The 25155-nt window shown below is 69.4% G+C and carries 21 protein-coding genes; 8 read left to right on the forward strand and 13 right to left on the reverse strand.

Annotation, left to right across the window (positions count from 1 at the left end):
* Positions 1–25: 25 nt before the first annotated feature.
* Entirely contained in the window at positions 26–451 is a 426-nt protein-coding gene (gene msrB / locus FM105_RS07345) for a peptide-methionine (R)-S-oxide reductase MsrB (protein WP_087006843.1), read from the forward strand.
* 29 nt (positions 452–480) lie between these two features.
* Complete coding sequence (locus tag FM105_RS07350) at positions 481–1047, forward strand: GNAT family N-acetyltransferase (RefSeq protein WP_179207111.1); 567 nt, start codon at positions 481–483, stop codon at positions 1045–1047.
* 77 nt (positions 1048–1124) lie between these two features.
* Here FM105_RS07350 and hemQ read toward each other — a convergent pair whose 3' ends face one another.
* The 4 genes from hemQ to FM105_RS07370 all read right to left on the reverse strand — a co-directional run bounded on the left by hemQ (position 1125) and on the right by FM105_RS07370 (position 5055).
* Positions 1125–1835 (reverse strand): hydrogen peroxide-dependent heme synthase, encoded by a 711-nt coding sequence (gene hemQ / locus FM105_RS07355; protein WP_087006845.1) that lies wholly within the window; start codon positions 1833–1835, stop codon positions 1125–1127.
* 58 nt (positions 1836–1893) lie between these two features.
* Positions 1894–3348 (reverse strand): protoporphyrinogen oxidase, encoded by a 1455-nt coding sequence (gene hemG, locus FM105_RS07360; RefSeq protein ID WP_087006847.1) that lies wholly within the window; start codon positions 3346–3348, stop codon positions 1894–1896.
* Between the two features lie 5 nt (positions 3349–3353).
* The gene (hemE, locus tag FM105_RS07365; RefSeq protein ID WP_087006849.1) at positions 3354–4403 is read right to left on the reverse strand and encodes a uroporphyrinogen decarboxylase; all 1050 of its coding nucleotides are present in this window, start codon (positions 4401–4403) and stop codon (positions 3354–3356) included.
* A gap of 64 nt (positions 4404–4467) precedes the next feature.
* Positions 4468–5055: a flavin reductase family protein gene (locus tag FM105_RS07370; protein ID WP_087006851.1), complete on the reverse strand. Its 588-nt coding sequence runs from the start codon at positions 5053–5055 to the stop codon at positions 4468–4470.
* Between the two features lie 92 nt (positions 5056–5147).
* Between FM105_RS07370 and FM105_RS07375 the strand changes: the two genes are divergently transcribed.
* Together FM105_RS07375 and FM105_RS07380 are read left to right on the forward strand one after the other, a co-directional pair.
* Entirely contained in the window at positions 5148–5762 is a 615-nt protein-coding gene (locus FM105_RS07375) for a DUF3000 domain-containing protein (RefSeq protein WP_087007047.1), read from the forward strand.
* Complete coding sequence (locus tag FM105_RS07380; RefSeq protein WP_256970287.1) at positions 5759–6958, forward strand: HRDC domain-containing protein; 1200 nt, start codon at positions 5759–5761, stop codon at positions 6956–6958. Before FM105_RS07375 ends, FM105_RS07380 begins: the two co-directional genes overlap by 4 nt.
* A gap of 69 nt (positions 6959–7027) precedes the next feature.
* Here FM105_RS07380 and dxs read toward each other — a convergent pair whose 3' ends face one another.
* Entirely contained in the window at positions 7028–8932 is a 1905-nt protein-coding gene (gene dxs, locus FM105_RS07385; protein WP_087006855.1) for a 1-deoxy-D-xylulose-5-phosphate synthase, read from the reverse strand.
* A 149-nt stretch (positions 8933–9081) separates the two neighbouring features.
* On the opposite strand from dxs, the gene FM105_RS07390 reads away from it, so the two are divergent.
* The gene (locus FM105_RS07390) at positions 9082–10581 is read left to right on the forward strand and encodes a DUF5129 domain-containing protein (protein ID WP_179207112.1); all 1500 of its coding nucleotides are present in this window, start codon (positions 9082–9084) and stop codon (positions 10579–10581) included.
* Positions 10582–10697: 116 nt separating this feature from the next.
* Here FM105_RS07390 and acnA read toward each other — a convergent pair whose 3' ends face one another.
* The 4 genes from acnA to dut all read right to left on the reverse strand — a co-directional run bounded on the left by acnA (position 10698) and on the right by dut (position 16304).
* A complete protein-coding gene (gene acnA / locus FM105_RS07395; RefSeq protein WP_087006859.1) occupies positions 10698–13382 on the reverse strand; it encodes an aconitate hydratase AcnA in 2685 nt (894 codons plus the stop codon).
* Between the two features lie 162 nt (positions 13383–13544).
* Positions 13545–14924, reverse strand: coding sequence for a class I SAM-dependent RNA methyltransferase (locus tag FM105_RS07400; protein WP_087006861.1), 1380 nt, complete (start codon positions 14922–14924; stop codon positions 13545–13547).
* Between the two features lie 23 nt (positions 14925–14947).
* Entirely contained in the window at positions 14948–15775 is an 828-nt protein-coding gene (locus tag FM105_RS07405; RefSeq protein ID WP_087006863.1) for a DUF3710 domain-containing protein, read from the reverse strand.
* An 88-nt stretch (positions 15776–15863) separates the two neighbouring features.
* A complete protein-coding gene (gene dut / locus FM105_RS07410; protein WP_087006865.1) occupies positions 15864–16304 on the reverse strand; it encodes a dUTP diphosphatase in 441 nt (146 codons plus the stop codon).
* Positions 16305–16397: 93 nt separating this feature from the next.
* Here dut and FM105_RS07415 point away from each other — a divergent pair, with 93 nt between their 5' ends.
* Positions 16398–16859 carry a DUF3093 domain-containing protein gene (locus FM105_RS07415; protein ID WP_087006866.1) on the forward strand — a complete coding sequence of 154 codons (462 nt, stop codon included), beginning with the start codon at positions 16398–16400 and terminating at the stop codon, positions 16857–16859.
* A 165-nt stretch (positions 16860–17024) separates the two neighbouring features.
* Here FM105_RS07415 and FM105_RS07420 read toward each other — a convergent pair whose 3' ends face one another.
* On the reverse strand, positions 17025–17318 hold the full coding sequence (locus tag FM105_RS07420) for a DUF4193 domain-containing protein (RefSeq protein ID WP_087006868.1): 294 nt from the start codon (positions 17316–17318) through the stop codon (positions 17025–17027).
* A 282-nt stretch (positions 17319–17600) separates the two neighbouring features.
* On the opposite strand from FM105_RS07420, the gene FM105_RS07425 reads away from it, so the two are divergent.
* Positions 17601–17834 (forward strand): hypothetical protein, encoded by a 234-nt coding sequence (locus FM105_RS07425; protein WP_087006870.1) that lies wholly within the window; start codon positions 17601–17603, stop codon positions 17832–17834.
* Between the two features lie 63 nt (positions 17835–17897).
* Here FM105_RS07425 and FM105_RS07430 read toward each other — a convergent pair whose 3' ends face one another.
* Positions 17898–19013: a ferrochelatase gene (locus FM105_RS07430; protein ID WP_256970288.1), complete on the reverse strand. Its 1116-nt coding sequence runs from the start codon at positions 19011–19013 to the stop codon at positions 17898–17900.
* A 168-nt stretch (positions 19014–19181) separates the two neighbouring features.
* On the opposite strand from FM105_RS07430, the gene sepH reads away from it, so the two are divergent.
* Positions 19182–20597: a septation protein SepH gene (sepH, locus tag FM105_RS07435; RefSeq protein WP_143275846.1), complete on the forward strand. Its 1416-nt coding sequence runs from the start codon at positions 19182–19184 to the stop codon at positions 20595–20597.
* Here sepH and cydC read toward each other — a convergent pair.
* Together cydC and cydB are read right to left on the reverse strand one after the other, a co-directional pair.
* Complete coding sequence (gene cydC / locus FM105_RS07440; RefSeq protein WP_087006875.1) at positions 20569–24072, reverse strand: thiol reductant ABC exporter subunit CydC; 3504 nt, start codon at positions 24070–24072, stop codon at positions 20569–20571. The genes sepH and cydC overlap by 29 nt on opposite strands.
* A gap of 18 nt (positions 24073–24090) precedes the next feature.
* The gene (cydB, locus tag FM105_RS07445) at positions 24091–25146 is read right to left on the reverse strand and encodes a cytochrome d ubiquinol oxidase subunit II (RefSeq protein WP_087006877.1); all 1056 of its coding nucleotides are present in this window, start codon (positions 25144–25146) and stop codon (positions 24091–24093) included.
* Positions 25147–25155: the final 9 nt, after the last annotated feature.

Here is a 25155-nt window from a genome sequence, read left to right on the forward strand (position 1 = left end):
ACCGACGAAGGACGAGGGACCGGAAGTGGACGACGACACGACGACACCGACCGCTGCGCGCACAGAGGCCGACTGGCGGGAGATCCTCACTCCGGAGGAGTACCACGTGCTGCGCGAGGCCGGGACGGAGAGGCCCTTCTCCGGGGAGTACGAGAACGACCCCACGATCGGCGTCTACGCCTGCCGCGCGTGCGGCGCTGAGCTGTTCCGCTCGGAGACGAAGTTCGACGCTGCCTGTGGCTGGCCCTCGTTCTACGCGCCGCTGGCAGAGGACCGCGTCCGCTACATCAAGGACACGACCATGGGGATGGAGCGGGTGGAGGTCCGCTGCGCGACCTGCGAGTCCCACATGGGCCATGTGTTCGGCGGCGAGGGCTTCGCCACCCCCACTGACCTGCGCTACTGCATGAACTCACTCAGCCTCCGCCTCGTCGCGGACACCGCCGAGTGACGGACCGGCAGTCCGTCAGGCATCCGGTCGTGTCGACCGCTGAAGCCGGTTCCGGCACGCGCACCGTCTCCGCGGACGGCTGGGTCCTCACATCCACGAGCGGGCTCACGCTGCCGGAGCTCTACGGGATCCTCCAGCTGCGCAGCCGGGTGTTCATCGTCGAGCAGGAATGCGTGTACCTCGACCTGGACGGCGTCGACCTCCTGCCCGACACCCTGCACCTCTTCCTCCCCGCGGAGGGACCTGTCCTGCGCCCTGCTGAGGACTCCCACGGCGGGGACACCGGTCTGAGCGCGGAGCCCCAGGCCTATGCGCGGATCCTCCCGGACGGATACGAGGACGGCCCCGCCGCGCGTCCCGGGGCGCGCAGCGTGGGCCGAGTCGTCACCTCTCCTGATGCCCGCGGCCGAGGCCTCGGTCGCCTGCTCCTGCAGGAGACAGTTCGCCTGTTCGGCCAGCAGGACCTGACGCTCAACGCGCAGTCTCATCTGGTCGGCTACTACGGTGGCTGCGGCTTCTCCGTGTCCGGACCGGGATTCCTGGAGGACGGCATCCCCCATGTGCCGATGCACCGTCCCGGCTCCCCGGGAGCCTGACGCCTCACCTGCAGGCAGGAGGAGGGCGGGCGGATCACGGATCCGCCCGCCCTCCTCCTGCTCCAGGATCTCCCGGATCAGCGCCAGTCGGAGATGATGTCGACCAGTTCGCGGCGAGGACCCGTGAAGAACGGGATCTCCTCGCGCACGTGCAGTCGGGCCTTCGTGTCGCGGAGGTCCCGCATGAGATCGACGATGCGGTCCAACCGATCCGCTTCGAACGCGAGCACCCATTCGTAGTCGCCCAGTGCGAACGCTGACAGGGTGTTGGCCTTCACATCCTTGTAGCCGGCGGCGGCCATGCCGTGGTCACGCAGCATCTGCGACCGCTCCTCCGGCGGCAGCATGTACCACTCGTACGACCGGACGAACGGATACACGCAGATGTAGTCGCCCGCCACGTCGTCTGTGAGGAGCGCCGGCAGGTGCGCCTTGTTGAACTCCGACGGGCGGTGCACCGCCATGGCCGACCACACCGATTCGAGTGCCGCACCCAGGCGCGACCGGCGCACAGCGGAGTACGCCTTCTGGATGAGCTCCGGAGTGGGCGCGTGCCACCAGAACATGATGTCCGCGTCCGCGCGGAATGCGGACACGTCGTAGATGCCTCGCACGACGAGGCCCTGCTGCTCGAGCGGTGCGAGGGACTCCTTCACCTCGTCCGCGACGGCCGCACGATCCTCATCGCCCAGGTCGTCGGCGATGGCGAAGACCGAGTACGCGATGTAGCGGATCTCCTCGTTCAGCTTCTCGATCTGGTCTGACGTGGGCTGTGTGTATTCGCTCAAGGAATCCTCCGTGTGGTGGGTGGCTGGCTCGTAGTGGGTGGCTGACTCGCTGCGGTCATCAGGACAGGAGGCGGTCGACGGTGCTGCGGGCGCGCCCGATGCAGGCGGGGATGCCGACGCCCTCCAGGTAGCTGCCGGTCACCGCGATGCCCGGCAGGTCAGCGGCTGCGGCATCGATCGATCCGACGAGCTGTGCGTGGCCGGGGCGGTACTGGGGCAGCGCGCGCTCCCATCGCTTGACCTCCGCGTGGACGAGGTCGCCCTCGTAGCCCGTGTGCTCCCGCCACTCCGCGAAGGCGGTGTCGAGGAGTGTCTCGTCGTCCTGCAGGGTCCATGCTTCGTCCCCTCTGCGTCCGATGCTCACCCGGACGACGTGATGGTGCTCCGGAAGCGCGTCCGCCATCCAGGGCCACTTGTTCGAGGAGAAGGTCGAGGCCTTCACGAGTCCGCCTGCGCTGGGCGGGACCAGGAACCCGGAGCCCTCGAGGCCCGCTCCGCTGTCACGCATGACACCGGTGAGGACCGCGGATGTCGCGTAGTCGATCTGCTGGAGCAGCGCGGTGAGCCCGCCTGCTGCGCTGTCACCGGAATCCGGGGATCCGGCCGACAGGACATCGTGTGCGGCCCATGCCGGGAGCGCGACGATGACGGCGTCGAACGCCTCAGCACCGGCGTCAGTGGAGACAACGGGCGCACGGCCCCCTGGGGTCACCGCACGGACGCGCGTGCCCAGCCGCAGGACTGCGGCGCGTGCGCTCAGTGCGTCGGTGAGAGCTGTGACGAGGCCGTTGATCCCGCCTGGCAGCGACAGGAAGACCGGCGGCGGCTCCTGTTCACCGCCGGCTGCCGTGGGTGCCGGCGCACGCCAGCCGGCTCCGGGGATGTCCGCGCCCGAGGTCCGGGTGCGGGCCGCCAGCACCTCCGCCACCGCCTCGCGCACGGACGTGCCTGCGCGAGCCGCCGGGAGGAGAGCCGGCAGCGTCGCCTCGAGTGACAGTTCCCGGCATCGGCCCGCATAGACGCCTCCGATGAGCGGATCGAGCACGCGGTCGACGAGCTCATCGCCCAGTCGCGCCGCGAGGAAGTCGCCGCACGACACGTCGCCCTCGATCGCGGGTGTCAGCACTTCTGCGTGCGCACGGGCGATCCCTTCCTCACTGAGGACGCCCCTGAGTGACTCAGGATCCGCGGGAACACCCATGAGGGTCCCCGCCGGGATGGGCGCAGGACCCCGGGGGGTGATGAGCCGCGAGCCATGGGCGCGGGACGGAAAGACCGGGCTGAGTCCGAGCTCCTCGACCAGTCCGCGGGCCTCCGGACGGCGGTGGAGGGAGGCCTCCGCGCCGTCGTCCGCACCGACCGGCAGGTGCCCACCGAGGTCGGTGCGCGACAGGCAGCCTCCCGCGATCTCCGCCGATTCGAAGACTGTCACGTCCGCGCCCCTCTGCAGAGCGGCGTATGCCGCCGTCAGGCCGGAGACTCCAGCGCCGACGACGGCGATCGACTGCGGCATGCGGATCAGGAGCCCAGGATCTCGGAGGAGATCCTGTGGACCTCCTCGACGATGAGCCCGGGGACGGCGGGGTCGGTGTCGGGCAGAACGCCGTGGCCCAGGTTGAAGACGTGTCCGCCGTCGTGGGCGAGGCCTGCTCGCACGATCTCCTCGACGCGCGGACGGAGCACGTCCCACGGCGCGAACAGCATCGCGGGGTCGAGGTTCCCCTGCAGGGCCAGTCCCTGCGGGACCCGCCGAGACGCGTCCGCGAGGTCGACACGGAAATCGACACCGATGACATCAGTGCCGACCGTTGCCATATCGGGCAGCAGCTCACCCGTCTGCACGCCGAAGTGGAAGGACGGGACGTCATGGTGGGACAGCGAGGAGAAGACGGCTGCGGAGTGCGGGAGGACGAACCGCCGGTAGTCCGCGGCGGACAGGTAGCCGGCCCACGAGTCGAACAGCTGGAACGCCTGTGCGCCGGCAGTCAGCTGGACATCGATGAAGGTGGCGGACATGCGACCGAGCTTCTCGAGGATCGCGGAGAACAGCTCCGGATCCCCCAGCATCATCGCCTTCGTCTTCTCGTGGTTGCGGCTGGGACCGCCCTCGATCAGGTAGCTCGCCACGGTGAAGGGTGCGCCGGCGAATCCGATGAGTGCCGTGTCCGGATGCTTCGCATCGAGCTCTGCACGGACCCGGCCGATCGATTCGGCGATGTCCGAGATGGCGTCCGGCGTCAGGTCCTCGAGTCGTTCGAGGTCTGCACGCGTGCGCACCGGGTGCTCGATGACCGGGCCGGTCCCCGGAACGATCTCCACTGCGACTCCGGCCGCTTCCAGCGGCACGACGATATCGGAGAAGAAGATCGCCGCATCGACGCCGTGCCGGCGGACGGGCTGCAGGGTGATCTCCGAGACGAGATCCGGGGTGCGGCAGGACTCCAGCATGCTCGTGCCGGCGCGCAGCTCACGGTATTCGGGGAGGGACCTCCCCGCCTGCCTCATGAACCACACCGGAGTGCGGCTGACGGACTCTGAGCGAGCGGCGGAGACCAGGGTGTTCTGCATGGGGCCCAGTCTCGCAGACCGCCGCGCCCGACGAGAACACCGCTGTGCCGCGGTACGGCAAATCTCAGCTGGTGGGCGCCCCGTCGTCCGGCAGCCGGTGGAACGCGCGATTGCGGTAGACGAGCGCGTCACCGGGATCACCGCTCCTCACCTCCGTGATCTCCGCCACGACCACGACGGCCTCGCCGAGTTCGACCGTGTGGGTCACGTGGCCGACGAGTGACGCGGATGCGTCTGCCAGCACCGGCGTGCCGTCCGGCAGGTACTCCCACCCCTCAGCAGGGGTGAAGCGCTGGGTGCCGTGCATCGCGAACGTCTGTGCGAGGCCGGCGTGCCGGGCGTTCACGAGGTTCACACTGAGCGCATCCGCGTCCAGCAGCCCCACGGCGGAGCGGCTGGACCGCATCAGTGAGAAGAGGACAGTCGTCGGTGTGACGGACACACTCGCGACGCTCGAGGCGGTCATGCCGACGGGTCCCGCCTCGCCGGATGCCGCGATGATCGCGATCCCACCGGGGTGGTGCCTGAAAGCCGTTCTGAATGCGGCGCTCAGATCCTGGTCGCTCGTCGCGGGTGTCGTCGTGTCCACAGCCGTCATCGCCCTCCGTTCCACCGCTGCGGCGGCCCGCTCACCGGGCCGCATGCGGCTCATGCTCCTCAATGCCCGAATGCATCCGATCTATTCCGGGATGACCACGGCGTGGATCCTCTGTGTCGCACCCCTCAGCCCCTATCGTGGACGACGTGGCATCACCGTCCTCGCTCCATCCCGTCCCCCAGTCGTTCTCACGAGTGAAGAATGTGCTCGAGGGAGTCGCCGACGTGCCCCATGTCTCCGTCTCCGCGATCCGGGCACCGTCGAAGCTCGCCCCGTTCGCCACCGCGATCGGCGCTGAGGTCCACGCCGATGCCTCGTTCCAGCGAGTGTCCGGCGAGGAGATCGACGAGCTCGCCACCGGGCGCGTGGTGGTGCTCCACGATCCGGCCGCCCCCGACGAATGGCAGGGGGACTTCCGCATCGTCTCCTACATCCGAGCGGAGCTGGAGCACGACATGGGCAACGAGGCCCTGCTGGGCGCCGTCGCCTGGTCCTGGCTGACGGATGCCCTCGAATCGCACGACTGCGACGTGCGTGCCGCCGGCGGCACGACGACGCGGGTGCTCTCCGAGAGCTTCGGCACCCTCGCCGCGCGGCCGTCCACGATCGACCTCGAGCTGCGCGCTTCGTGGACTCCCGTCCTCGATGAGCCCGAGGACATCACAGACCACTTCGACGCATGGGTGGACCTGCTCACGACGATCGCCGGACTGCCCCCGCTGCCCGCCGGCGTCACTGCTCTCCCCGGGCGGCGCCGGTGAGCTCAGGAAGCACGGATGAGACGCTGCCCCTGCTCAGTGCGCCGGTCGACGGGGTCCCCGACGTCATCGACACGGCAGCCGGTCTCGACGAGGCCGCGCGCTCGCTCGCCGCGGGGACCGGATCAGTCGCCGTCGACGCGGAGAGGGCCTCGGGGTACCGGTACGGTCAGCGGGCGTTCCTCGTCCAGCTCCGACGCGAGGGTGCGGGCACGATCCTCATCGACCCCGAACCGTTCCCAGACCTCCGTGCACTCGACGACGTGCTCCGCGGCACCGAGTGGGTCCTGCACGCCTCGACCCAAGACCTCCCCTGCCTCGCTGATCTCGATATGAAGCCGGACGCTCTGTTCGACACAGAGGTCGCGGCCCGCTTCCTGGGGTTCGAGCGCTTCGGGCTCGCCGCTGTCGTCGGCGAGACGGTCGGCGTGCGGCTCGCGAAGGAGCACTCCGCCGTCGACTGGTCCACCCGACCGCTGCCGGAGTCATGGCTGGCGTACGCCGCGCTCGACGTCGAGGTGCTCCTCGACGTCGCCGACGATCTGGACGCCCGTCTGCACGCGACGGGACTGGCCGAATACGCACAGCAGGAGTTCGAGCACCTCCTCGACTTCACGCCGACCGTCCACGACGAGCCGTGGCGCCGCCTCAACGGCCTCGGATCCCTCAAGGTGCCCCGTCAGCTCGGCCGTGCCCGTGAGCTGTGGACATCCCGCGAGGCGATCGCCCGTGACGGCGACACGGCCCCCAGCCGCATCCTGCGCGACCGCGAGATCGTCGCACTCTCATCCGCCCGGGTCCGCACCGCCGACGATGTGTTCCGCACACTGGGCACCGGTCGCCTCACACGACGGCACGCACAGCGGTGGGCCGACGCGCTGATGCGGGCGGATTCACTGCCCGAGCAGGATCTCCCCCGCCGGCACAGGGCCACTGCGCCGGGTCGGAGGATGGACCGCGCACTCGTCAAGGAGCGCACGGATGCGCTGAAGACCGGGATGAGGGACCTGTCTGAGACCACGGGCATCCCCCACGACCTGCTGCTGCAGCCGGCGCTCGTGCGCAGCGCCGCAGCACTGCCCGATCCGGGCGACCCGGACGCTCTCGAGGAGTTCCTCGTCGACGCCGGAGCCCGGCAGTGGCAGCGGGAGCTGTCTCTGCCGGTGCTGGTCGACGCGGCTCGCTCTGTGAGGGGCTGAACGGACCCGCCTCACCGGGCCCGGGCCGGCGTCACTGGCACTTCGAACTTCACGTGCCGCGGGCCGGGCTCACTGGCCCCGTGGCAGCCTCGCGAGGATCTGCTCGGTCATCGCGTCGACCGTGAGCCCCGCGTATTCGAGGATCTCGTCGCGCGTGCCCTGGGGAAGGAACCCGTCGGGCACGCCCAGCTCGACGACGCCCACCGTCGAGTCGTCCGCGCGCAGCTCCTGCCGCAGACGCGAGCCGACTCCTCCCGTGCGGATCCCGTCCTCGATGACCGCGGCCAAGCGGTGCGACTGTGCCATGCCCTGCACGGATTCCGGGACGGGCAGCGCCCACCGCGGATCGACGACCGTCGCTCCGATGCCCGCGTCGGCGAGTCGCCGGCGCACGGCCAGCGCACGGTCCGCCAGCGCGCCCACGGACACGATGAGCACGTCCGGGGACAGGCCCTCCGGGACCTCCGCGAGCACATCCGCCCCATCGTCGGTGCGGCGCAGATGCGAGATCTCCGTGCCGACCTTGCCGCGTGAGAAGCGGACCACGGTCGGAGCGTCGTCGACCGCGACCGCCTCTCCGAGCTCCTCGACGAGACGCTCCGCATCACGCGGCGCTGCGAGGCGGAGGCCCGGCACGGCCTGCAGCAGGGCCATGTCCCAGATGCCGTGGTGGCTCGCCCCGTCCGGCCCCGTCACTCCGGCCCGGTCGAGGACGAACGTCACGCCCTGACGATGCAGGGCGACGTCCATGAGGAGCTGGTCGTATGCCCGGTTCATGAACGTCGCGTAGAGGCAGACGACCGGGTGCAGTCCTCCGTAGGACAATCCGGCGGCAGAGGCGACCGCGTGCTGCTCCGCGATGCCCACGTCGAACACGCGCTCGGGGAACTCGTCGCGGAAGCGGGTGAGCCCCACCGGATCGAGCATGGCCGCGGTGATCGCGACGATGTCCTCGCGATCCCTGGCGAGCTCCGTGATCGCGTCGCCGAATGCGCTGGTCCAGGACCGTCCGGTGCTCGGCTGCGACTTCCCGGTGATCGGGTCGATCACGCCCACCGCGTGGAACTGGTCGACCTCGTCCTCGATCGCGGGGCCGTAGCCGTATCCCTTCCGTGTGACGGTGTGCACGACGACCGGACCGCTCTCGAAGTCCTTCGCGAGCTGCAGTGCCCGTTCGACGGCTTCCTGATCGTGGCCGTCGACCGGCCCGATGTACTTGAGCCCCAGCTCGTCGAAGATCCCCGTGTGGTCGTCGGCCGTCATATCGCGCAGTCCGCGCTTCATCCCCCGCATGGCGGTGTACGCCGCTCGGCCGGGGGGCCCGGACTGCTGCAGCCGCTCCTTGCCCCACGAGAGCAGCTTCTCGTAGCTGTTCGACGCGCGCAGCTCATCGAGGTGCGCCGCCATGCCGCCGACGGTGGGCGCGTAGGAGCGTCCGTTGTCGTTGATGACGATGACGAGCTTGCGCGGTGGACGGGAATCATCCGCCGCGATGGTGTTGAGCGCCTCCCACGCGACTCCGCCGGTCAGGGCCCCGTCGCCGATCACGGCGACCACCCAGCGGTCGTCCTCGCCGCGCAGCTGATGCGCCTTGGCGATCCCGTCCGCCCAGGACAGCGAGGTCGAGGCGTGCGAGTTCTCGACGACGTCGTGCTCGCTCTCGTCCCGCGAGGGGTATCCCGACAGCCCGCCGCGCTGGCGCAGCGTCGCGAAGCGATCGCGACGACCCGTCACGTACTTGTGGACGTAGGACTGGTGTCCCACGTCCAGGAGGATCGTGTCCGCCGGGCTCTCGAACACGCGATGAAGTGCGAAGGTGAGCTCGACGACTCCCAGATTGGGGCCCAGGTGGCCGCCGGTGCGCGAGACCGTCGCGACGAGGTCCTCACGGACCTCCTTGGCGTACACCTCGCATTCGGCGAGGGACAGGGCCCGCAGGTCTGCGGGTGAGGAGACGGACTCCAGGAAAGTCATCGGGGGGCGACTCCTAACGGGAGGGCGAACGACGTTCCATCCTAACGCCTGCAGACGATGCGGCCGCCCATCGGGCACGGCGGGTGGCAGGATGGAGTGAGACGCCTGTGCCGTCGCATGGAGCGTGATCGCGGAGCAGAAGGATGAGCATGACGTCAACGGATCGATTCGCACGGACGGTGCGCACTGTCTCGGTGGTGTCCGGAGCATTCATCGTGCTCTGCCTCTTGACCACCATCGCACTGGCAGTGCTCGGTCGCCCGGATGAGCAGATCACCGCCGTTGAGGTCCACGATGATGCCGAGGTCCTGGACACCGTCCTCGTCGAGGAGGAGATCGCGGCGCTGGACACGTACTCCCCTGTCCGTGTGGTCGTCTGGACGCGCGACGGTGCGCAGAGCGACAACGTCAATGCGGAGACGCTCGAGTGGGCCAGGGGCAGGCCCGACGATGGGCTCCTCTCCCCAGACGGCCGGTATTGGGCGGACGGTACGCTCGTCGTCACTCTGTCCGTCGAGGAGACGACCGGAACGGGCAGCGGCGAGGTGGGCACGTACTTCGGCGAGGACATCGCCGTCGAGCCTCCCAGCGCGCAGCAGGAGCTCCAAGCCCATGGTTACGACCATTTCCAAGCGCTCAACTGGGACACGGGCGTCGTCGCGATCGCGGACGCAGCCGCCGGTGAGATGGCGCGTCCCGCATGGACCCGCTTCGGCATCACATTCGGGATCCCCGTCGGCCTTGCGCTGCTGGCCGCAGCGAACATCGTGGGAGTTCGGACGATGAGCCGACGCTTCCTCGCGGCGAACGACCGCTTCTCGGTCACGACACAGGACGTCCACACGACCGTGTCGGAGTCGGAGTACGTGCTCGACCTCGACCACGGATTCGGCAGCCGGATCAAGAGCACCGCAGGATCAGTCCTGCGCCAGTACGACCGCACGCTCGAAGACCGCGATGCGATCGCGGAGGCTTCCGTATGGACGGTCAACGCGGCCAACATCCCCCTCTGGCGGGACATCCGCAGCATCCGCAGCTCCGCAGAGGATATCGAGGACTCGTCGGGACTGCTCCGTCGTGCAACGACCCTCTATATGGGCAGCGGCGAATGGAAGCAGGTCTGGGACGAGGAGATCGAAGAGACCGCCGAGCACCTGCGAACCGCGCGGGACGACGGAGGCCTGCGACGACGGGCCGGAGCCACCGCGGCTGCAGAGCTCCATGATTTCTGCACGACCGCGCTCGTGCGGCTGGAGGACGTCGCCGATCGCGGCGCTGCAGGTGGAGGCGAGAACATCTCAGAATGCCTCGGCGAGATCGCTGAGATCCGAGGCGAGCTCACGCAGCGGATGACGGCGATCGAGAGAGCCGCCGCACCGAAGAACAGTGCGAAGGCCCGGTACGTGGACAGAGCCATCGCGGATGAGAGGTGGAGGCGCAACGACCGGTCGCGATCCATCACAGGATTCTATGACCGCCGCTCGTTCTACTCGCCCCGGTCCTTCATCGTGGGGTTCGCAGTCGGCGCGCGCAGCCACCGCAGAGCTGTGGAGCGCGAGAAGCGTGTTCAGAGTTCGGGAGGTTCACGAACCAGCTACGGGGCCTCGGGCGGCGGATTCCGCGGATCAGGAAGCTCCTCCCGCTTCTGAGATGCGCCGGGCAGCAGCGGCACGACGAAGCCCCCACCGGATCGGTGGGGGCTTCTCCATGATCGGCCGCAGCCGGTGATCACCCGCGGCGATCGCTCATCGCAGCGGGCCTCCGATCACGCGGTCGCGAGCTGACGCAGGACGTACTGGAGGATGCCGCCGTTGCGGTAGTAGTCCGCCTCGCCGGGCGTGTCGATGCGGAGCACCGCGTCGAACTCGACCTTCGTACCGTCCTCCTTCGTCGCCGTCACGTGGAGCGTCGACGGGGTCTTGCCCTCGTTCAGCTCCGTGACACCGGAGATGTCGAACGTCTCCGTGCCGTCGAGGCCCAGGGACTCCGCGTTCTCACCGGCGGGGAACTGCATCGGCAGCACGCCCATGCCGATGAGGTTCGAGCGGTGGATGCGCTCGAAGCTCTCCGAGATGACAGCGGCGACGCCCAGGAGCTTCGTGCCCTTGGCGGCCCAGTCGCGCGACGAACCGGAGCCGTACTCCTTGCCGCCCAGGACCACCAGCGGGATGCCGGCGGCCTGGTAGTTCTGCGACGCATCGTAGATGGTCGTCTGCGGCGCGCCCTCCTGCGTGAAGTCGCGGGTGAAGCCGCCCTGCACGCCGTCCAGGAGCTGGTTCTGGAGACGGATGTTCGCGAACGTGCCGCGGATCATCACTTCGTGGTTGCCGCGGCGCGAGCCGTAGGAGTTGAAGTCCTTGCGCTCGACGCCGTTCTCCACGAGGTACCTGCCGGCGGGGGTGTCCGCCTTGAAGGAGCCCGCCGGGGAGATGTGGTCCGTCGTGACGGAGTCGCCCAGCTTCGCCAGGACACGAGCACCGGTGACGTCCTCGACGGGGGACGTCTCGAGGGTCATGCCGTCGAAGTATGGGGGCTTCCGCACGTAGGTGGAGCTGTCCTCCCACTCGAAGACGTTGCCCGCCGGTGTGTCGAGCGCCTTCCAGCGGTCGTCGCCGTCGAAGATCGTCCCGTACTCGGTCGTGAACATGTCCGTGCTGATCGAGGACTGGATGAGCTCCTCGATCTCCTCCGGTGCGGGCCAGATGTCCTTGAGGTAGACATCATTGCCGTCCGTGTCCTGCCCCAGCGGCTGTCCCTCGAAGTCGAAGTCCATCGTGCCGGCCAGCGCGTAGGCGATGACCAGCGGAGGCGACGCGAGGTAGTTCATCTTCACGTCGGGGCTGATGCGGCCCTCGAAGTTGCGGTTGCCGGACAGCACGGCGGAGACGGAGAGGTCGTTGTCCTGGATGGACTGCGAGATCTCCTCCTCGAGCGGACCCGAGTTGCCGATGCACGTCGTGCAGCCGTAGCCGACGATGTAGAAGTTGAGCGCTTCGAGGTCCGGGATGAGACCGGCCTTCTCGTAGTACTCCGTGACGACCTTGGAGCCCGGAGCGATCGAGGTCTTCACCCACGGCTTCGAGTTGAGGCCCTTCTCACGAGCCTTCCGCGCGAGCAGACCGGCCGCCATCATGACGGACGGGTTCGACGTGTTCGTGCAGGACGTGATCGAGGCGATCGCGACCGCACCGTTCGCGAGCTCGAACTCGCGACCGTCGGCAGTGGCGACGGGAGCGGACTTCTGCTCGTCGCCGGGCTGCGCGTAGTTGTGGATGTCCTTCGCGAACTGCGACTTCGCGTCGGACAGCTCGATGCGGTCCTGCGGACGCTTCGGACCGGAGATCGACGGCACGACCGTCGACAGATCCAGTTCGAGGTACTCGGAGAACTCGATCTCGGCCTCCGGGTCGTGCCAGAGTCCCTGTTCCTTCGCGTACGTCTCGACCAGCGCCATCTGCTCCTCGTCGCGACCGGTGAGACGGAGGTAGTCCATCGTCACCTGGTCGATCGGGAACATCGCGGCGGTGGATCCGAACTCGGGGCTCATGTTGCCGATCGTCGCGCGGTTCGCCAGCGGGACGGCGGAGACGCCCTTGCCGTAGAACTCGACGAACTTTCCGACGACGCCGTGCTGGCGGAGCATGTCCGTGATCGTGAGGACGACGTCCGTCGCGGTGACGCCCGACGGGATCTCACCGGTGAGCTTGAAGCCCACGACCGGCGGGATCAGCATCGACACCGGCTGGCCGAGCATCGCGGCCTCAGCCTCGATGCCGCCCACGCCCCAGCCCAGGACGCCCAGGCCGTTCACCATGGTGGTGTGGGAGTCGGTGCCCACGAGGGTGTCCGGGTATGCGCGCAGCACACCGTCGACCTCGCGGGGCATGATGACGCGAGCCAGGTACTCGATGTTCACCTGGTGGACGATGCCCATGCCCGGGGGGACGACCTTGAAGTCGTCGAATGCCGTCTGGCCCCACCGCAGGAACTGGTAGCGCTCGCCGTTGCGCTGGTACTCGATGTCCATGTTGCGCTCGATGGCGTTCGCGTTGCCGAACGAGTCGATCTGCACAGAGTGGTCGATGACGAGCTCAGCGGGCGCGAGCGGGTTCACCTTGTTCGGATCGCCGCCCAGCTCCTTGACCGCTTCGCGCATCGTGGCGAGGTCGACGATGCACGGCACGCCGGTGAAGTCCTGCATGACCACGCGCGCAGGGGTGAACTGGATCTCGTGGCTGGGAGCGGCCTTCGGATCCCAGGCCGCCAGAGTGCGGATGTGATCGGCGGTGATGTTCGCGCCGTCCTCCGTCCGCAGGAGGTTTTCGAGCAGCACCTTGAGGCTGAACGGAAGCTTCTGAGAGCCCTCCACCGCATCGAGGCGGAAGATCTCGTAGTTCTTGCCGTTGACCTCAAGCATGCTCTTGGACGTGAAACTGTCGACGTTGCTCAACGTGTTTCTCCTCTTCTGCAGCTCTCGACACTCGCGGATGCCCGCGCCTGCCGAATTAGGCAATGCGGATGTTCCGTAAAGTATCTTGATGTCAAGATACATTCTATCGTGTCCGGATGCCCCCGGCCATTCGCCCCTCGGACTTCTCCCGGAATCGCCGAGTCAGCGGTCGAGGACTGCGACGAACTCCAGGTGCCCCGTGACGGGGAAGAGATCGTGCGCGACCACCGATGAGACCCGGAAGCCGCCGGCGACGAGCCTCTTCAGGTCGCGCGCGAGGGTGGCACCGTCGCACGATACGTGGACGATCCGCTGGACGGATGACGCGAGGAGCGCATCCACGACTGCGGGTCCCGCCCCCGTTCGAGGCGGGTCGAGCACGGCTGTGCGCGCAGCGGCGAAGTCCGGTGCCCCTTCGACCCTTCCCACGTCGAATCGCGCATCGAGACCGCGCGCGTTCGCGACCGCGTCGGCCACCGCCTGCGCGGAGCCCTCGATCCCCGCGATGGAATGCCCCTGCTCCGCGAGGCCGATCCCCAGCAGGCCCGCACCACAATAGAGGTCCAGCACGGTCCCGCCGTCGGGGTCGCCCACTGCGGAGCGCACCGACGATACGAGAACGGCGGCCGCATCGCGGTGCACCTGCCAGAACCCATCGCCCCGCACGCGCAGGTCACGATCGACTCCCGGCACTCGTTCGCGCACCCATCCGTCTCCCTGCACGGTGTGGAGGGGGCGGGCGAACCGACCGCCGCGATTGCGCGCGCCTCTGCCGCGTGCGCGGGTCCCCGCTTCCGCGAGGATGCTCCATTCGCCGGGCCAGTCACGGGTCTGGCTGACCACCGCTTCGGCCTGCTCACGGGCACCGCCTCCGCGCAGGACCACCGCACCGGAATCATGTCCGGCTGCCACTTCGACCCGGGTGACCCCGGGAAGGCGGAGGTCAGTGAGACCCAGCGCATTCACCTCGTCGACGGCCAGAGGGATGATCCCCGCGTCATAGGGGATGACCGTGTGGCTGCCGGGGGCCAGCATGCCGAGCCGTCCATCTGCATCGACCGCGCTCTGCACCCGCGTGCGCCATGCCGTCCCGTCCAGGACGCCTTCCCTGTCCGGGGCGCCTTCCGTGTCCGGGGCGCCTTCGCGGCTCGCGGACTCAGCTGCGGCCTCCAGCGGTGCCGGCAGGACGCGGAAGCCCACCTGCGACGCATCGAGACCGCCGATCCGCTCGAGCTGGTCGGCTGCCGCCTGCTCCTTGAGCGCACGGGAGTGCACCAGTGCGACGTGGGCGAACTCGAGGCCGCCCGCACCCGGGACCCCCAGCGCGATGCGGCGGTCGGTGACGCGGTGGGGCGATGCCTCACGCACCTCGACCGTCCTCGCACGGAGCACGCGGCGGGACTCCCCCGTGATCTCCGCGTCGACCGTCTCCCCCGGGATGGCCCCGGCGACGAACACCGTGCGTCCGTCGTGGTGCGCCAGGGATTCGCCGCCCGCGGCGGGGCGGAGGATCTCAAGCGTCACACGGTCCTGTCCGCTCATCTGCGCTCCCTGAGGTGCCCGGGTCAGCGGACTTCCGCGATCTCCGGACCGCGCTCGAACGGGTTCAGGTCATCTGAATCGGCGGGCTCGGCGTCCGTCTGCACACCTGCGGCCTGCTCACCATCAGCCGTCTTTGCCGGAGTGATGTTCGGCGCGGTGAGGGGAATCAGCTCGCGCGGAGGCATCGCGTCGCCGCCCCGATCGACGACGACGCCGCGGAGCAGATCCACGAGCTCCGCGCGCGGCTCCTTCTCCGTGACAGCGGTGCCGGAGAAGACTGCGCGGAGGAACCAGCGCGGGCCGTCGATGCCCGCGAAGCGCGTGACGCGCACACCCGTGCGTCCGTCCTTCGCCCGGACGGGCACCTGGCAGACGAGCTCGTTCCCGAGGTCCGTGTAGAGCTCGTCGGCCTTGCCCCGACGACGTCGCACGCCGTCCGCGATCTCGTCGCGGATCGACTTCCAGAGGCCCTCGCCGCGCGGAGCCGCGAAGACCTGCAGCTGCATCGCGGCCTTGCCGTGCACCATGGTGACGCCGAGCACCCTGTCCGACTTTTCCTCCGTCTCGAGCCTGATCTGCATGCCGTCCAGCACCGGCACTGCGAGCGCGCCCATCTTCAGACGGTGGCGATCGGGCACGGAGTCGTCGACGTCGAAGGGACCCTTCTCCGTACGATCGCGGGGAGCCTCCTTCGGGTCGACGACGAACTCATCGTCCTCGACGGGCGCTTCCGCACTCGGATCGGCGGCGTCCTGCGGAACGTCGACGTCCTCCGCGACGTCCGTCGCGTCGTCAGCGACCACGGACGACGCGTCCGGGCGCTTCTTCTTGAATCGGTCGAAAAGTCCCATGGATCCTTCCTTCGGCAGTGCACTGACGAGTCTAGTGCTGTCGCGACCGACGTCACGGTCGGCTGTGTCGACGTGCGGACGTCGCGGGTCAGTCGGACGCGGAGAAGCCTCCGGTCGAACCGAAGCCGCCGACACCTCGTTCCGTGTCGTCGAGCTGGTCGACGATGGTGAAGCGCGCATGCGCGACCGCCTGGACCACGAGCTGGGCGATGCGGTCGCCCCGCTGAACCGTGTATGTGGTGTCCGGATCGAGGTTGACGAGCGGCACCTTGATCTCACCGCGGTATCCGGCATCGATCGTGCCGGGAGCATTCACGACGGTGACTCCGTGCTTCGAGGAGAGCCCGGAGCGGGGGTGTATGAAGCCTGCATGCCCGGCCGGCAGCGCGATCGCCACCCCGGTCGCGACGACCGCCCGCGCGAAGGGCGCCAGCTCGACGTCCTCATCCGCGTACAGGTCGGCTCCCGCATCGTCGGCATGTGCGTACGCGGGCACGACCGCGTCCTCACTCAGCACCTTCACTCGCACGGCGGGTCGCGCACCCTGAGCGTCTCTCTGATCAGTCACGGCGCCACTCTACACAGCGGGTGAGCGCCAGTGGCCGTATGGGAAGATGAGGCCATGACCACCACCTCCTCGACCGTGTACAGCGAACGCCTCTCCCCCAGCGCCGGATGGTGGATCACGCTGATGCTCCTGTCTGCGATGACGTCCCTCCTGGTGCTTCCGCTCACGCAGGTGGGTGCGGTCGTCCTGCCGCTCCTCGTGGCGGCCGCGGTGATCATCTGGATGCGCTCGCTGTCCGCACGCGTCGTCGTGACCGAGGAGTCGTTCATCGCCGGCCGCGCCCGGATCGACAGGAGCTTCATCAGCGGCGTCACCGGCTTCGATGCGCAGGAGTCCTTCGCTCAGCGCGGCCATCTGCTCGACGTTCGCGCCTTCCTCCTGCTGCGCCCGTGGGTCAAGACCGTCGTGCGCATCGAGATCGCAGACCCGTCCGACCCCACCCCGTACTGGCTGGTCTCCACGCGGAAGCCGCAGTCCCTGGCCGCGCTCCTGTCTCCGTCACCCGCCACCGCCTGAGCTTCCGCCTCGCGCGCCCGCGCACACGGGACCCGTGCTCGCGCCCGCCCGCACGTGAAGAGGGGAGGGACCGCGATCGCGGTCCCTCCCCTCTTCGCACAGCAGTCCCGGGAGTCGCCTCCCCCTGAGAGCACGCCGGATCGATCGCCCGATCCGGTCAGGGCTTCACCCCATGCAGTCGGTGCAGATCATCGCGTCTGCGTCGGCGAGCTGCGAACGGTGCCTGACCAGGAAGCACTCCATGCAGGTGAACTCGTCGTTCTGCTTCGGCAGCACGCGCACGGACAGCTCTTCATTCGAGAGATCCGCGCCCGGCAGCTCGAATCCCTCAGCAACGGCGGCCTCATCCTCGTCGACCTGGCTCGCCATCTGCTGGTTTCGCTGCGCCTTCAGCTCTTCGATCGAGTCGTTGCTGAGTTCCTCGTCCTGCTTCTTCGGCGCATCGTAGTCGGTTGCCATCTGGCGTGATCACTCTCCGGGAAATCGGTGCTGTTCGGAGGTGATTGAAACCTACCTCCGGCTGTGTCCCCTGCATTCTGCACGGACACCCCCGACCGCGCAAGAGGAAAAGCGATGAATCCAGTGTGATTCACGTCCGATTCACGACGTGACGTGCTCACCACCAGGATCCGTCAAGGGTCGGGTGGGAGGATCACGGTGAGAAGCTCCTGCGATTCCCTGTTCGCAGGAGCTGACCGCGCGAGCCCCGGGTCGTGCGGTCGCCGCATGGAAGGAGTAGTCATGAGCAGGTTCCGACGTGGGCTCGACGAACGCATCGCTGAACTGCGGCATCGGCTCGCCGCAGCACGCGAGGACGACGACCAGCATGAGGAGGATGTTCTCCTCGGCGACTTGGAGACCCTGGTCGACATCGCGGGCCGAAGCGATGTGGACACCACCGAACTGGAGGCCGTCCTCGCGGTGGAGACGGGTGCGATCCCGATCATCCCGTCCCCCGACGACAGCACTGCCTGAAGACGACAGCACTGCCTGAGCGAGTCGCCGGAACGACTCAGCAGTGCGCGGCGCGGCGGCCCCTCAGACGGCCCAGGTCGGGTGCGTCGGCCGTTCGACCGCTCCCAGGCAGCAGTCGATCGCGCACGCGCCGCTGCCAGGGACCAGGGGCCCCTCGGCCGTGACGGCAGGTGCGTCCACATCGTCGCCCCGCACCTGTGCGGCCCTCTCTTCCAGGAGATCCACGAGTCCCGCGACGAACTGGGGCCGCACGCCGACGGTGCCCGCGCGGACGAAGTCCATCCCCAGCCTCTGGGCCGTCTCCCGCGCTTCAGTGTCGAGGTCGAACTTGACCTCCATGTGATCGGACACGAAGCCCATGGGCACCAGCACGACACCGGTGACACCCTGCTCCGAGAGCTCCTCCATCCGGTCATTCACATCCGGCTCCGACCACGGGACGTGCGGCGCGCCGGATCGTGAGCAGAAGACGAGCTCCGATTCCAGCACGGCGCGCTCGCCCAGTTCGCCCGTCACCCAGTCGATGAGCTGGCGGTGCTGCGCTTCGTAGCCCGCAGTCCGCTTCTGCGATGCGGTCTCCATGGCTTCGGGGATCGAGTGCGTCACGTAGAGGATCCGCTGGCGCTGCGCATCGAGGCCGCCCGTCAGCTGCTCGAGCTGGTCGAGCCCCTCTCGCACGCAGGCGAGCTCCGCCTGCGCGAAGCCGGGGTGGTTGTAGTACTGCCGGATCTTGTCGAACTCGACGCTCAGACCCTCATCTGCCAGCGCCCTTACGGTCCCGGCGAAGTCCTCGCGATACTGCCGGCAGGACGAGTAGCTCGAGTACGCGGACGTGTCGATCGCGAGCAGGCGTGCACTGCCGCTGTCCTGTGCGAGCGCACGCGCCGCGTCGGTGAGATACGGCTCCCAGTTGCGGTTGCCCCACACGATCGGCGTGCGCAGGCCGCGCTCCGCCATCTCCTGCTCGAGCGCCGCGAGCAGCGCCCGGTTCTGGTCGTTGATCGGCGAGCGTCCGCCGAAGCCGTAGTAGTGCTCGCCGACCTCGACGAGCCGCTCGTCCGGTATGCCGCGGCCCGCCGTGACGTTCTGCAGGAACGGAAGCACGTCCGCGTCCTTCTCCGGTCCGCCGAACGACATGAGGACGACTGCGTCGAATGGTTCAAGGTGTTTGTCAGTCACAGGGAACAGGGTATCCGCTCGCGCCGGGACGACGGGACGGGCCCTGGGCGCAAGAGGTTCGGTCTCACACCGTGGTCCGATCTGCGACTCGCGGACGCAGGTCCGCGTCGTGGGCACGAGTCCGTGACACGATCGGAATCAGCCGTGACGTGCGAGGAGGAACCCACGATGACCCAGTTGACCCTGCGCGGGCTGACGGATGACGAGGATGCACTGGTCCTCGTCGACCCGACGGGCACGGAGCATCGACTGCCCGTGGACGACGCTGTCATCGGCGCCGTCCGGCGCGCTCGCCGCGCCCATGCATCCGAGGCCCCCCGCGGAGACGCCCTGCGCCCCCGCGCGATCCAGGCGATGGTCCGCTCCGGTCTGACGGCGGAGGACATCGCCGCAGAGACAGGCGAGGACGTCGAGCACATCCGACGGTACGAGCGTCCCGTGCTCGATGAGCGCCGCCACATCGCGCAGCAGGCCGGACGCGTGCTCGTCTATCCGGACACGGACACCGGCTCGCCCACGCCCCTCGCAGAGCTCGCCCTCGAACGGCTCGAACTCCGCGAGGTCGACCCCGAGTCGATGGAGTGGGACGCGTGGAAGCGCCAGGACGGCACGTGGTACGTCGAGCTCTCCTTCGTCGCAGGGTCGCGACGACGAGCCGCCGGCTGGACCTATGCGCGCGGCTCCGTCGTCGCCCAGGACGATGAGGCCCGCTGGCTCTCCGACTCCGGCCCCACCGATTCAGGCCCGATCCCCGACTTCGGCTCCGGGTCGGAGAGGCGCTTGAGCGCCGGCGACCCGCTCCCACCGGCCTCACCGCGCAGCGCGCCGACCCGCGACCATCAGACGGAGACGGGTCGGATCCTCGAGAGCCTGCGCCGTCGACGCGGCGTCACCCCGGCCCCGACGGACGAACCGGGCCGCCCCGCCGGCCCTTCAGCCGCCGGACCTGCCGCAGGCGCATCCGCGGACGATGCCGCCCCGCCTGCGCCGCCCGTCGGATCGGACGCTCCGTCGGCGGCCCCCAGCGGTCTCCGCCTGGTCGGCGACGCGGACGACCGGACCATCGACGGAGCGCACAGCGCGCCCAGCAGCCCGGACGAGGCACAGGACGCGAGCGTCGTCGCGCTGCCGTCCACCGATGGCGACGGTGCGGGATCGTCGCACGACCAGCACCCGGACCAGCACACCGAGCCTATCGGCACGCCTCGATTCGATTCTCCCGCGCCGGATGCCCCGCAGGCTCCCAGCGGATCGGACGGCGCTGCGCACTCCGGACCGTCGGCCGCCGAGGCCGCCCCCCAGGAGCCCGCCGGCGGGCCGGGCGCGGACCATCCCTCCCTGCTCGACGATCCGGCCCTGTCCGGATGGGACAGCACGGCGGGAACCGCGGTTGAGGAGTCTCCCTCCGCCTCCGCGAAGGTCTTCCCCGGAACCGTTCCGAGCACGGGGGACTCCGCGGAGACCTCGGCAGAGGACACCGCCGCGCAGGACTCCGCGCCGCCGGACGCCGCCAAGCGTCGTCGCGGACGCTCGTCCGTCCCCAGCTGGGACGAGATCATGTTCGGCGGTCGCGGGAAGGACTGACCAGGCGTATCCGCGTGCCCCGATCTCCCACGGCGGACTCGTCGTGGGAGACGAGGATCATCCCCACGTCGGCGAGCACCTCATCGAGGTCCGTCAGCAGAGCCTGCGCCGTCGGCGGATCCAGGTGCGCAGTGGGTTCGTCGAGCACCACGACGTCGGCACCCACCAGCAGCGTCCGTGCGACGGCCAGCCGCTGACGCTGTCCACCTGACAGGCGCGATCCGCCGGCACCGACCCGCGCATCCAGCCCCCGCTCCGACAGCAGAGTGCCCAGCCCGGCCCGGGTGAGGGCATCGGCGAGCTCGTCGTCATCGGGGGCCTCGTCCCGCGGCCGGGCGATGAGCAGGTTCCCCCGCAGGGTCGAGTCGAACACGTGCGCCTCCTGCGGACACCATGCGATGAGACCCGCCACGTCCGCGGGCCCCAGCCCCTCTGCGCTCACCCCGTTCACCAGCACGCGGCCTGCCGTGGGTTCGAGGAACCGCAGCAGGGCACTCACGAGGGTCGTCTTCCCTGAACCGGATGGTCCCGTCACGACCGTGGCACCCGGGATCGGGAAATCGGCGCTGAGTCCGCTGATGACCGGTTCGTCCGTGTCCGGCCACTGCAGAGCGAGGTCCTCGACCGCGAGCGTGCTGACCGTCTCCGGTGCACCCGCCGAGGCAGCACTGTCGGCACCCTCCGGACGAGGAGGGTCATCGAGGTCGTCGATCCCCGACAGCACGGTCCGCAGCGCGGGCCACTGCTGGATCGCTGCGAGCGAGTCGAGGAGAGCATCGGTGAGACCGAGAGGCAGCAGCACGGCCACCGCGAGCATCTCCGCGCTGAGTGCTCCGCCGGCCACCGCGGGACCCAGCAGCATGAGGATGGCCACGGCTGCGGATGTGCAGGCGGCGACGACGACCGCCTCACCCGCCCCTGTCGCACGCAGCGCCCGTTGCTCGCTCGCGGCCGCCCGCTCGTCCTGCTCCTCGAAGGCCGCGGTGGGAGCGCGCCACGCGCCGTCGGGAATGAGGTCGGCGCGCGCAGAGAGCAGCCCCACGACGCCGGACAGCACCGCTGCTCGAGCATCCACGCGCACCGCGCTGGCACGCCGATCGGCTGCGAGTGCGGCCCATGCGGCCGGGCCCAGGGCGATGCCCAGGCTGACCAGCCCGACAACTCCCGCCACGGAGTCGATGGCGAAGAGCACACAGGTCGCCGCGGCGCTGACCAGCACTGCGACGAGGGGCGGCAGCACGACGCGCGGGACCAGGTCGCGGATGTCATCGACGTCGGCGATGAGCGTGCGCAGCGCACCTCCCCCGCGCGCGATCCGCCGGTCCGCCGTGCCCCGGTGCGCGAAGCGGTCCCACAGTCGCACGCGCAGCCGCGTGAGCGAGTCGAGGACCGCGTCGTGGAGCCACAGCCTCTGCGCGTAGGCGAAGACCGCGCGGGACAGTCCGAAGAAGCGCACCCCCACGATCGCGACGAGCAGGTACATGATGGGCGGCTGCGCCGACGCACGCACGATGAGCCATGCGGACACACCGGTCAGCGCGGCACCCGCCGCGGTGGACAGGACACCGAAGAGGACGGCGAGCAGGAACTTGCCGCTGAACGGATTCACCGCACGCACCAGGCGGGTGAGCAGTCGACGCGTCGAGGGGCGCGGTACGGCGGCCGGTGCGGTGAGGGGCGCGTGCTCATGCGCCTGAGGACCGGCATCAGCGGGCTGGAGCGCGATGCGCTCGGCGGTACGGGGTGCGCTGGACTGCGCATCGGTCACATCGCTCTGGTCGAGGGTGACATCGCACTGGTCGAGGTCGATCCGTCCCGCCTCGACGCGCGCCCGACGATCAGCGAGACCGGCGAGAGCCTCGTCATGGGTGGCCGCGATGACCGGCACCGTGTCGGCGAGGTCCGCGATCTGTGCACGGATGCGCGCCGCGATCGCCTCGTCGAGGTGCGCTGTCGGCTCGTCGAGCACGACCAGACCCGCGCCTGCCATGACTGATGCCCGGGCACGGGCGAGCGACAGCCTCCGCTGCTGGCCGGGACTCAGCGCCTCGCACGGCATGTCCGGATCCACCGGCAGGCACGCGAACCGCAGGCATGCGGCCAGGGCCGCTCTGCGTGCCGCGGAGTCGGCCGCCGCCGTCCGCAGATCATCGGGGAGTCGCAGCGCGATCTCCTCCCCCACCGTCCGGGCGACGACGGTGGGACGCTGAGCCGCGTACGCCACGCGGTCGGGGACGCGGATCGTGCCGGAGACCTCCGCCCCAGCCTCATCGCGCAGCAGTCCTGCGAGGACCGACAGCATCGTCGACTTGCCCGCTCCCGAGGTCCCGGTGAGGACCGTGAGGCCCCGCGTTCCGAGGTCCGCACTCACCCGGTCGAGGACGGGGACCGCCTGCCCCTCGTACCGGACGGTGAGGCCGGTGACCGCGATCCTGTCCGATGCCGTCGTGAGAGAGGGAGCGACGGGCCGATCGATGATGTCCCGCATGCGGTCGTATGCCGCCAGGCCGTTCTCCGTCGAGTGGAAGGCGGCGCCCAGCCGGCGCAGCGGCAGATAGCATTCCGGCGCGAGGACCAGCGCGAGCAGTCCCTCCTCCAGCCCCATGTGCCCGTACACCAGCCGGATGCCCACGAACACCGCGACGACGGCGACGGACAGCGTCGCGATGAGCTCGAGCGCCAGAGCGGAGAGGAACGCCACACGCAGGGTCGTCATGGTCGTGTCGCGGTAGGAAGAGGACACATCGCGCAGTGCGGCGGTCTGGGCGGGCAGTCGCCCCAGCCCCACGAGGACGGGGACGCCGCGCGCCAGTTCCACGAGGTGTCCCGACAGCCGGTCGAGTGACCGGGTCGCCTCATGGACGCGTTCCGCCGTGTACTGGCCGATGAGGATCATGAACAGCGGGACGAGCGGCAGGGTGAGGACCACGATGAGTGCGCTGACCCAGTCGGCCCACAGGATGCGCGCGCCCACGACCAGGGGCACGACCGCACTGGCGGTGAGCGCGGGCACCACCGCGGTGAAGTAGTCGTCGACCTCATCGAGCGACCGGGTCGCCAGCAGCGCGAGCGCCCCGTCCGTTCCCTGCAGGTCGCGTCCGGTGCCGCGGAAGACCCGCGCGATGAACCTCCGGCGCAGGCCTGTCTTCGCCCCGGCCGAACTCATGCCTCCGACCGCCTTCCCCGCCCAGGCGGCGACCGCCTGGCACAGGATGCCCACGATGCCGATCACGAGCGGTTCCCTGAGTGCACCGCCCTCCATCGCGCGCACGATGCCCCGCGCGATCGCATCCGCGACGAGGACCAGTCCTGCCGCCTGGAGCGCCGCGACGGCACTCGAGGCCCACAGGCCGAACCGGCCCGACGGCGAGTCGAGCGCGAGCCGCAGCGGGGACCGGCGACCGGTGGGGGCCTCGGCAGCGGTGGCCGCATTCGATGCGTGTGCGGACTCCGAGGAGCCGGCGGTGACTGTCATGGCGGCAGGGCTCTTCCGTCAGGGCGTCAGCGACGCGTGACCGCGGATCGCGACGGGCACGGTGTGAGCCGGTGGGATGTGATCGACCGTGAGGCGCTTCGCGAACACGGAGTAGCTCCAGGCCTGGTAGGCGAGCACGGCCGGGACGCCCACAGCCGCGACCGCGACCATGACCCCCAGGGTGTAGTCAGAGGACGAGGCGGTGTGGATCGTGAGGTCGAACGCGGGATCCAACGTCGACGGCAGCACGACGGGGAACGCCGTGGTGAAGATCCCGCCGATGCTCGCAGCGAGGAATGCGGACTGCCCCAGGAAGGCCGACTTCTCCCCGCCCGCGCGCAGGCGCATCCACGCGTACGCCGCAGCGACGACGGCGAGGCCGGTGAGCGACCAGCCGATGACTCCCCCGTCGGACTGCACCTGCACGAGCACCGCCCAGCCCAACAGCGGCAGGACGAGGACGGGGGCCCAGCGGGTCGCGAGTGCGTGCGCACGACGACGCACGGACCCGTCGGTCTTGAGTGTGAGGAAGAGGAGGCCGTGGAGCACGGAGAAGCACACGGTCCCGACGCCGCCGATCAGTGCCGGCGGCGTGAGCCAGGCGAAGGCTCCGCCGGTGTTGTCGCCGTTCGCGTCGAGCGGCAGTCCCGTCGTCGTGAGCGCGAGCATCGCCCCCACGCAGAACGCCGCGACGAGCGAGCCTCCGGACAGGCACCATGTCCACCCGTCGACCCAGCGCTGCGAGTACCCGCGCTTGCCGCGGTACTCGATCGAGACGGCGCGGAGGATCAGCGCCAGGAGGGTGAACGTGAGCGGCAGGTAGAGAGCCGAGAACAGGCTCGCGTACCAGAGCGGGAACGCGGCGAACATCGCTCCGGCCGCCGTCACGAGCCAGACCTCGTTCCCGTCCCACACCGGACCGATGGTGTTGAGGAGCAGCCTCCGCTCCCTCTCGTCACGGGCGAAGGTCTTCATGAGGATGCCGATGCCCAGGTCGAACCCCTCGAGGAAGAGGAAGCCCAGCCACAGCACGGCGATGAGCACGAACCAGATCACGGGCAGCAGGTCAGCCATGTCGTCTCC

Source organism: Brevibacterium yomogidense, from assembly GCF_900163715.1.
GTDB lineage: Bacteria > Actinomycetota > Actinomycetes > Actinomycetales > Brevibacteriaceae > Brevibacterium > Brevibacterium yomogidense_A.